At 42.6% G+C, this 8,489-nt stretch carries 9 protein-coding genes, 1 tRNA gene, 1 rRNA gene and 1 pseudogene (1 of these 12 cut by a window edge); 5 read left to right on the forward strand and 7 right to left on the reverse strand.

Annotated elements, in window-relative coordinates:
• Together F6K46_RS09205 and F6K46_RS09210 are read left to right on the forward strand one after the other, a co-directional pair.
• Window positions 1-268, forward strand: a 23S ribosomal RNA gene (locus F6K46_RS09205); it begins 2,460 nt to the left of the window's first position.
• Between the two features lie 17 nt (window positions 269-285).
• Window positions 286-447, forward strand: a pseudogene (locus F6K46_RS09210) (IS4 family transposase); the annotation flags it as partial.
• Between the two features lies 1 nt (window position 448).
• Here the strand turns inward: F6K46_RS09210 and F6K46_RS09215 are convergent.
• The gene (locus tag F6K46_RS09215; protein ID WP_293060756.1) at window positions 449-1,174 is read right to left on the reverse strand and encodes a PIN domain-containing protein; all 726 of its coding nucleotides are present in this window, start codon (window positions 1,172-1,174) and stop codon (window positions 449-451) included.
• Window positions 1,175-1,291: 117 nt separating this feature from the next.
• Here F6K46_RS09215 and F6K46_RS09220 point away from each other — a divergent pair, with 117 nt between their 5' ends.
• Window positions 1,292-2,488 carry an IS4 family transposase gene (locus F6K46_RS09220; protein WP_075902327.1) on the forward strand — a complete coding sequence of 399 codons (1,197 nt, stop codon included), beginning with the start codon at window positions 1,292-1,294 and terminating at the stop codon, window positions 2,486-2,488.
• 356 nt (window positions 2,489-2,844) lie between these two features.
• Here F6K46_RS09220 and F6K46_RS09225 read toward each other — a convergent pair.
• The 4 genes from F6K46_RS09225 to F6K46_RS09240 all read right to left on the reverse strand — a co-directional run bounded on the left by F6K46_RS09225 (window position 2,845) and on the right by F6K46_RS09240 (window position 4,335).
• Window positions 2,845-2,918, reverse strand: a tRNA-Pro gene (locus F6K46_RS09225).
• A gap of 48 nt (window positions 2,919-2,966) precedes the next feature.
• Window positions 2,967-3,332 carry a DUF1818 family protein gene (locus F6K46_RS09230; RefSeq protein WP_075899769.1) on the reverse strand — a complete coding sequence of 122 codons (366 nt, stop codon included), beginning with the start codon at window positions 3,330-3,332 and terminating at the stop codon, window positions 2,967-2,969.
• Between the two features lie 29 nt (window positions 3,333-3,361).
• Complete coding sequence (locus tag F6K46_RS09235) at window positions 3,362-4,030, reverse strand: hypothetical protein (RefSeq protein ID WP_293060759.1); 669 nt, start codon at window positions 4,028-4,030, stop codon at window positions 3,362-3,364.
• A gap of 74 nt (window positions 4,031-4,104) precedes the next feature.
• A complete protein-coding gene (locus tag F6K46_RS09240) occupies window positions 4,105-4,335 on the reverse strand; it encodes a DNA-directed RNA polymerase subunit omega (protein ID WP_070393102.1) in 231 nt (76 codons plus the stop codon).
• A gap of 677 nt (window positions 4,336-5,012) precedes the next feature.
• Here F6K46_RS09240 and F6K46_RS09245 point away from each other — a divergent pair.
• Entirely contained in the window at window positions 5,013-5,723 is a 711-nt protein-coding gene (locus tag F6K46_RS09245; RefSeq protein ID WP_293060762.1) for a GDSL-type esterase/lipase family protein, read from the forward strand.
• Here the strand turns inward: F6K46_RS09245 and F6K46_RS09250 are convergent.
• Window positions 5,709-6,218, reverse strand: a complete 510-nt coding sequence (locus F6K46_RS09250; RefSeq protein WP_293060764.1) for a pentapeptide repeat-containing protein — start codon at window positions 6,216-6,218, stop codon at window positions 5,709-5,711. The two genes, F6K46_RS09245 and F6K46_RS09250, sit on opposite strands and share 15 nt — an antisense overlap.
• Before the next feature lie 30 nt (window positions 6,219-6,248).
• Window positions 6,249-7,688: an LCP family protein gene (locus tag F6K46_RS09255; protein WP_293060766.1), complete on the reverse strand. Its 1,440-nt coding sequence runs from the start codon at window positions 7,686-7,688 to the stop codon at window positions 6,249-6,251.
• Between the two features lie 455 nt (window positions 7,689-8,143).
• On the opposite strand from F6K46_RS09255, the gene F6K46_RS09260 reads away from it, so the two are divergent.
• A partial coding sequence (locus F6K46_RS09260) for a sugar phosphate nucleotidyltransferase (protein ID WP_293116962.1) occupies window positions 8,144-8,489 on the forward strand: 346 nt, incomplete at its 3' end.

The following is an 8,489-nucleotide window of genomic DNA, read 5'->3' on the forward strand; positions in this document are numbered from 1 at the left end:
GCAGGCGTAAGAGTATTGAGAGGAGCCCTCCTTAGTACGAGAGGACCGGGAGGGACGCACCGCTGGTGTACCAGTTATCGTGCCAACGGTAAACGCTGGGTAGCCAAGTGCGGAGAGGATAACCGCTGAAAGCATCTAAGTGGGAAGCCCACCTCAAGATGAGTACTCTCACTCTGTTAAGGAGGTAAGGTCACAGCGAGAACAGCTGTTGATAGGCGTTAGGTGGAAGTTTAGTAATAGATGAAGCCGAGACGTACTAACTGACCGAGGGCTTGACCATAANGGAGACATAGCAGTTTTTACATTGGTTTATATGGTCAAACCTGGGTAAAGTTTAAGGATTGTTGTCTAGAATTAGTAACCGAATTAATGAGACTCAATCCTAATAAACGAAAGTATTATCAACGAGGTATAAGGGCTAGGTTGCTTATAGAATCTGCATTTTAGCTTATTTCGTCGCCCCCTCAGTTGACTCTACTTCATAACGATGGGAAGAATTAGCTGTTGGGAATAGATCTAAATTTAAAATTTCATCTCTTATATTTTCTTTTATCAATTCCTTAAGGGTGTTTTCAATATCTCCCCCTAAAAAAACTTGTGTCAATTGTTTACAAAATTCAATAGCAATTTGATTCTGTTGATGGTGATACTTCTGATACTCATTAAAAAAAATACCTAAATTATCATTACAGTCTATATACTCTGAATTACTTGCATAATCTAGCCAATCTTGATCAGTAGAGATAGCTAAAATTTTTTGATTGTGCTTTTCTGCCCATTTTTCCAATGAAACTAGAGCTAACGCATCTGGAAATTCTGCTTTCTTTTTTTGTGAAAATGGAGGTTTTTTTTCAAAATAATTAGTTAAAACTTTATCTAACGGATTATAGTCATTGACATAAATTATCTGACTTCCAGTTTTGTCTAAAAAATTTTCAATTTTTTTATTTATTAAATCTTCATCGTTACTTTTGGGTAGTAGAGTTTCTTTTACCTGAAAAATTATTTCTTCGGATATCATTAAATCTTTTGAACAATCTTTCAGATCGTTCTCAAGGTTTTCTTTGGTTTTCTTTATATTGTTTTTTAGATGTTCAGATATTTCACGTACCACAATTTTTGAAATTAAAATTATTATTGGCGTATATTTAAACTGATTTAACTTAACAAGCATCCCTGATTCAAACCTCAAGGGGTGACAAGAAAGCTGTAAACTAGAGAGAATAGGGGTTTAAGCCAGCCCAAGACTTACAAAAATCAGGGGGCGTTCGTGACCCCCCCACAATCATATATGTTTCCTCAATTCTACCAGACTGTCTTCGAGACTCATCTGACTCCTTGCCAATATCTGACTCTACAATTGCTAATTTTGCTATTGCAAAGTCATCGTAATGTCCGTTTATCTTGCTTAGCCAACCTGTTCCCACAACCGATAAAATATGAAAGTCGTGTTCGGAATATTCAGAGGTTTTTGAATTTACCTCAGTTAAGTGCTAAGCTCTTATGGTTTCCTATTATCAAGCAAATTTTAAAACAAGAGTTTCGTCCTCATATCTCTAATCGAAAACAGATAAGACGAAGGAAAAAGCTGAAGCTCATGCATCAAGGATATCTGCTATTAATCCTCGATAGAACTCAATGGCAAGACCGGAATTTAATGGTGTTAAGCTTAGCTTGGGGTCATCATGCAATTCCTGTATATTGGCAACTTTTACCAAAACGAGGGAACAGCAGTTTGCCAGAGCAAAAAAAAGTTATAACTCCGGTCTTAAGGCTATTGCGTTCTTATCCTGTACTCCTATTAGGAGACCGAGAATTTCATAGTGTCCAACTGGCTAAGTGGCTGGAGGAGAGGAATGTAGACTTTGCTTTACGTCAGAAAAAGGGCACTTGTATTCAAGATGATGATGCTGTTTATCGACCCCTCAAAGATTTAGGAATTCAACCGGGATTTTCTCGATTTTACTCAAATATTTCTTGCACAAAAGCCCATCAGTTGGGAAACTTTAATCTAGGGGCTTATTGGAAACGTCAATATCGGAGTCGAGCAAGTAAAGAACCTTGGTATATTCTCACAAGTCTTGATAGTCTTCCACGGACTTTATCCTGCTATCAGGCTCGATGGGGTATTGAAACTATGTTTCGAGATTTAAAAACTGGAGGTTATAATCTCGAAAATACAAAGGTTAGTGAGCGTCGCTTAAAAGCCATTATTTTGCTCATTTCCATCGCTTATACTTTGGCAACTTTACTTGGAGTTGCTTTAAAAAATCTGGGAGTGAGTGAGTATATTTGTCGTCCCACCGAATCAGAACGTTCAACGGAGCGACATAGTTTTTTTTGGATGGGATTGCACGGTCCCGATTGGATTCAATCTCTCAAAATTTGGTCGGATTTAGCCAAATCTCTGATGAGTCTCAAACCTCACAAATCTCTCTATTTCAAGCGGGGACTTAACGCTAAGTCCCTTATCCAGAGTGCTTTGTAGCCTTGTTGTCACCCCTTGAGGATTCAAACTGACAATCATATCGACGAAAAATACAAGTATCAATAGTAATTGCGTCGTAGTTCATTGTTTGATAATTTTGTAAAACTAGTGATATTGCACTACCCATTAAGCTTAGGACATTAATACAAGCTCAGAAAGTGCGACCTGTGGCGAATTTAATTCTTAATAGGGAAAGCAATTCTTAATGGGGAAAGCGCACCTAAGCTGTCATTGTGGAGTTTTGCCTTTTGCTTTTTGCTTTGCCCGTAGCCCTATATTTTGTCGAGATCATACCAAATTAATCAGACAACAGTGACAAATTGTGTCTGACGATTATACTCGATTTCTGAAATGAATCGGAGCGGCGGGATTTGAACCCACGACCCCCACTACCCCAAAGTGGTGCGCTACCAAGCTGCGCTACGCCCCGGAAAACCTTATTTACTATACCACACTATTCGAGATCTGAACAACTACACTAAAAAACTTTCAGAGACTTAGCTGCTGCTAGCAACCCTGGAACCGCTGTTGCCACCCAGCTCCCCTCACAACAGCGTCCCTGATTCAAAATCAAGCGTAGGGTATAAGCAGAAGGATAGCCCTCTACCTCCATCCACAGCCAATCGCTTTCTGCTTCACAAGTGATTTTCTCTTCATCCATCAACTCACTTGCCATCTCACTCATAGTCTGAGCTAATTGCACCAACAACCGACAAAAGTCATTCAACTCTGACTCGGTTAGTTCAAATGCCCAGTCCTCACCACCCACTAGACCTTTATAGTTAGGAGCCTCAGGATCCCAACCAATACGCCAGCCTTCTCCATGTTTAACCAGACGTTCCATAAACCTGATTCTGCCCAATTAACCAGACGTCAATTAGGTTTGAGTAACTGAGCATCTCCTGGTTTAGGTAAAGATACTCCTCTTCTAGGATTGGAGGTTGTTGCAGGTGATGTAGGATTGGAGGTTGTTGCAGGTGATGGTTGTGTGCTGGACTCTGGTGCCACAGTTTCACTGCGATTGGGATTGAATATGTTGACCAAAACGCTTACTAGTGCATCCCGTTCGGCACGAGTTAATTGTTCTATCGCTGCAATATCCCCTTCCATGGGATTTTCGGTTAAGGTATCCCCACTGGGATACTGGGATGCTTCTAGGTAATCGTATGCACCTAGATAGTCAGCCATGGTCAATTTCCAATCAAAACGGAAATTGGGCAACCGTTTTTTCCCATAGACGTGATACCGAATTAAGCGGTTAACCAGGGTATTATTGGCAGCTACTTTACCGCTTTCTTTACTTATGTATTGGTTCTCTTGTGGTAAATCTGGTAAACGCTGATATACTACCTTGCTAATTTCTGGGGGAATAAAAAACTGGGCAACAGCAGGCTGTGCTCCTAGGAACTGGAAGACACCAGGCCCTTGGTCGTGGGATTCCCACAGCAATAGTAAACCACTGGTCATAGTGGTAAGAGCTAAACCTAGCGCTAGTTTAATTCCTTTAGTCTTGTACATTGCTTGGAGACGGCTATGGAACATTCTTAGACAACCTTGGGATGAAACTAGGTCTTGCCCCTGACGCTCTAACCCACTGACTCACTCAGCACAATAACTTAGTCCGCAATAATCTCTGGCTGCGTCAGTTCATCAGACATCTCAACAATTGCTCGCAGCACTGGCTTCATGGATGGCTCATCTAGACTTTCAAAATCTTCGAAGCGACGGCGCTTGGCACGGTTGGCCAGTTGTACAGTGATCCGATAACGATTAGAAGCTGCACTTACTAGCTGCTCCGTCCGTTGCAGAATGTCGATAGAATCAAAGTTATAGCTTTTGTGCAGCATAAGATTTATCAGGTATTGCTATTTCTGCTTAAAATCAGTATCGCCCCCTCTAGCCTAGCATACTTGACTTCTCAACTAGGGGTTACCCTTGATACAAGTCACAAAAGTTTTCTTGAGGTTAATAATATACCATCAAAAAGTGAAAGAATTTGTGAAGTTGGGGGATTTCTACTTACATTGCTTGGTATCTATGACAATAATAAGAAAGAACAGTCAATTTGTACTATCTATACCGAATCTACTAACTATACCGAAACTATATATCTAACCAAGGCTGGGAAGTTCTACCAAACTATCCCAGCCTACTTATGTGTAAATGGGGTCATCTGTAAATCGGATTATGTATAAATGCCATCTGTAATAGGACTTACGGAGTTTAGTTGGTTTTCACCCCTTAACCCTCCTTGCTCAGGGAGTTACTACTGAGTAAAGTTTCCCAAGGCAAGAGACCTCTAGGGGGCAATGGGTAATTTCTGTGTAAATGGAGTCTTTACATGGTATCTCTAAATAGTATCGCTTGGATGCGATCGCATCCATGGGCGACCTTAGGGGTGAGAGTACCTTGATTTACTCCTGTGGTACATTTACCTTTTACATATACAAAAGATCATACCATTGCTAAGCTATCTTGAGTGTGTCGAGTTGTTAACAATTATCTGACCAAATAAATCTTGTCTATGCAAACACTTGCCGCTCCTAGCTTTGAGTCATTCCATCAGCGCCAAATAACTCCCCTGAAGTTCGTTGTCCTCGGAGATAGTCTGATCTATGGATTTGGAGACCCAGAAGGTGGCGGCTGGGTAGAGCGACTGCGACGTCAGTGGATGTTACCCGATAGTCCTGGTCATGTACTCTACAATTTAGGAGTTCGGGGTGATGGGGTTACCCAAGTCCACAAGCGACTAGAGCATGAATTTCGCAGTCGTGGTGAACTCAGAAACCGTGTACCAGATGCCATTATTTTATCGGTGGGCGTTAACGATTCAGCCCGTAAGGCGCGTCCCGATGGCAAAAATTTTACTAATTTTGAGAGTTTCCAGGAAGAACTAGCCCATCTGCTCGAGCTAGCCCAGCAACTCTGTCCAGTGCTATTTGTGGGTATGGTACCAGTGGATGAAAGGAAAATGCCCTTTCTCGATTGTTTTTACTACAATCATGCTGACCAGTACTGCTACAAAGAAGCAACTCGCCTTGCGTGTCTGAGGCGTCAAATTCCCTATCTAGACGTTTTTGATTTATGGACGTCCCGTGGTTATGATTGGTGCTTCCAACACCTATCTCCAGATGGTCTCCATCCCAATGTGGCTGGTTATCAGCAATTATTACAAGACATCCTGCTCTGGAACCCCTTAGCCCAACTCAACTCCTTAAGCCTAGGGACAGCCTAAACTATACCGTGTGGAGATACCAGTTACAGGATTTACCCCCGTAGCACGCTCACACATCAGTTTAGCCTGATAGCGGTCAATCAAGGCATCAGTAAAATCAGCACCAGTTATCTCGGCATCGTAAAACCTGGTGCTATTCATAATTGCATCGGTCAAAATAGCATTGCTCAAAATAGCTTGGTCTAAAAATACCCGATCTGCCAAAGAATTGGTCAGATTTGCACCTTCGAGATTCGCTTTCAATAAATTGGCCTTGGTGAAGATAGATCCACTCAGGTCAGCACCTTGGAAGTTTGTGCCTCGCATTTCAGCGCCTGCAAATACGCCACGAACTAAATTCAGATGGGAAAAGTCACGATTACTCAAATCTGTAAGAGAATAATTCACTGTATTCTCCTGAGCATAGGCAGGAGTAGCCGATAAAAGCACCCATAGCCAAGCCATAACCAGAACTAACATTAGTCCCAATAAGCGTCGCCAAATAACCCTAATCACTTGTCAACCTGACTCCTTAAAACTTAAAGCCTAAAACTCCCTCTCTAACCAATCTTCACCGACTCGAATCGTCAGCTCAGATTTGAGATGACCAGTAGAGGATGCTTCTACTCTACCTAGTCCCAGGACTTTTTTGACAATATCTGCTGTTTTTATGTCCCCTTGCTGAACAATAATCTCAGTCTGGGACAAGCGGTCAGGCCAATCTGAGACATAATAGACATTGTAGAAGTCATTTCTGGCTAAATACCGGGCAACACGGCGACCAAGTTCTGGGTCATCGGTAGCATTTTGAACCGCAATTCTGACCCGATGGGGTGAACGGCGGCGCCTTAATGAACTCTTGTATTTGGGCTCTTGTTCGAAATAGTCACTCATCACTCGGTCTCGCCCTCGTGAATTCATCAGCCAGTAACTGGCAATGTATTCATCAGCGTTGCTGAATCGACCGGGCAAGAGTACCATTCTGATATTATCTTTACCAACCTCTAGACCAAAACCAACCAGTGCCAAGATTTCCTCTAAGCTGAGATTGGTATCAATATACTGCTGCATCACTCGCAGGATTTTTGGTAAACGAGGCACTACACTGGGAGTAACTAAACGCTGGCGCAGTGCCTTGAGTAAGATCTGCTGCCGCTGTATCCGAGCAATATCACCATTGTCTTTTCGGTATCGAGCAAATTGTTCCGCTTGGTCTCCATTCAAGGTTTGCCACCCTGGTTCTAAATCAATTTCCAGTTTCTGAGTGAGATCTACATATTCCATCTTCTCAGGCACAAAGACTTCCAGGCCACCGACCAAGTCCACAAGTTCCCGAAATGCATCAGTGGTAATGCGCACATACCTATCAATGGGTACATCATTTAAGGTACGGCTAACCACTTCTGCGGTTAAAGTAGATCCACCTTTGACATTGGCATCGTTAATTTTAATTATCCCAACACCAGGAATTTCTATTCTGGTATCCCGTGGAATTGAAAGCATATTCACGGAGTGGTCTTTGGGGTCTAAGCGCAACAGCAACAGGGTATCACTGCGACCACCAAAAACCTCTGGGGAACCTGGCAACGCATCTGGGACTCGGTCTATACCCATCACCAGGATATTGACTGGTCGTGACAGGTTGTAGGGAAAATTTCTACGAGAAGATTTGTGGTCAGAAGCAGCTGGTTGATTCTGGGGGATTTTAGCCTTTTCGGGTTGAGAATGGGATTTAATCAGGGGCGACAATGGGGTAACTAGGGCTAAGGTCGCTCCCAAAGCCGCAGAAATAACTGCTGTCAGAACAAAAGCGCTACTCCAAAATACCCAACGCAAATAGGGGGCAAGGGTTAATCTTAATCCAGAGACAGAAGCGTCTAGGTCTGTAGTCAGGTCAAGCTGAGAGTAAGAGACTCCTGTATCACCCTCTTGGGGTGATGGTTGGGGTGTTGAAGCTGAGGCATTATTAATCACACCTGTATCCAAATTTACCTATGAATTGTGATGACTGTTAAAGGATTCTTGTTCCAAGCCTATAGTTGGCTATCCAATTAAACTGTAGCCTGTGGCTACAGTTTAAGATATTGTTGTTGGCCTATTAGTCAATAAGTCTATAAGTCAAAGCCAATAAACCATTGTGCCTACCTTCAAAGTGGCTTAATTGAAAAAAGCGCTTTGGCTACCCACGGCTAAAGCTCCTGGTGAAAGCGCTTTGAGGAACATCAATGAGTGATTAGTCCTTTGTGATCAATGCACAACACGAATACCTGAATAGGGATGAAGGAATTGGTGGACAAATGACTAATTTAAGGACTAATGTAACGACTAATGTAATGGCTAAACAAGTACTTTAACCATTTTTCATAATCTACAGCCTATACCAGCTGAATCAGGGAAAGTGAGGTTAGTATGTAGCAGAAAACTACAGTTAAGCCTACATCATGGATAACTCTCTCATCCCTGTGATTCTTGCTGGTGGCAAAGGTGAACGGTTTTGGCCGTTGAGCCGTAAGCACCGACCCAAGCAGTTTTTATGTTTGGATGGTAGTGGCAAGAGTCTTTTGCAGGCAACGGCTGACCGATTGAGTAAGCTGACGGTCGGGCCAGAACAGTTGTGGGTGATTACTTCTGCTATGTTAGCTGAGGGGGTCACTCAACAACTACCATCGTTACCCCAAAAGCATCTATTAGCGGAACCGGAAGGACGGGATACAGCACCAGCAGTGGCTTGGGCAACTCTAGAAATTGCCAAGGCTTACGGAGAAGATGCGGTAGTGGGCTTTTTCC

Origin of the sequence: Moorena sp. SIO3E8, from assembly GCF_010692445.1 — a bacterium.
Classification (GTDB): Bacteria; Cyanobacteriota; Cyanobacteriia; order Cyanobacteriales; family Coleofasciculaceae; genus Moorena; species Moorena bouillonii.

Excerpts from the sequence above, each read along its gene's own strand:
- F6K46_RS09215 (WP_293060756.1), bottom strand. The coding sequence starts at position 1,174 with ATGCTTGTTAAGTTAAATCAGTTTAAATATACGCCAATAATAATTTTA.
- F6K46_RS09220 (WP_075902327.1), top strand. The coding sequence starts at position 1,292 with ATGTTTCCTCAATTCTACCAGACTGTCTTCGAGACTCATCTGACTCCT.
- F6K46_RS09230 (WP_075899769.1), bottom strand. The coding sequence starts at position 3,332 with ATGGAACGTCTGGTTAAACATGGAGAAGGCTGGCGTATTGGTTGGGAT.
- F6K46_RS09235 (WP_293060759.1), bottom strand. The coding sequence starts at position 4,030 with ATGTTCCATAGCCGTCTCCAAGCAATGTACAAGACTAAAGGAATTAAA.
- F6K46_RS09240 (WP_070393102.1), bottom strand. The coding sequence starts at position 4,335 with ATGCTGCACAAAAGCTATAACTTTGATTCTATCGACATTCTGCAACGG.
- F6K46_RS09245 (WP_293060762.1), top strand. The coding sequence starts at position 5,013 with ATGCAAACACTTGCCGCTCCTAGCTTTGAGTCATTCCATCAGCGCCAA.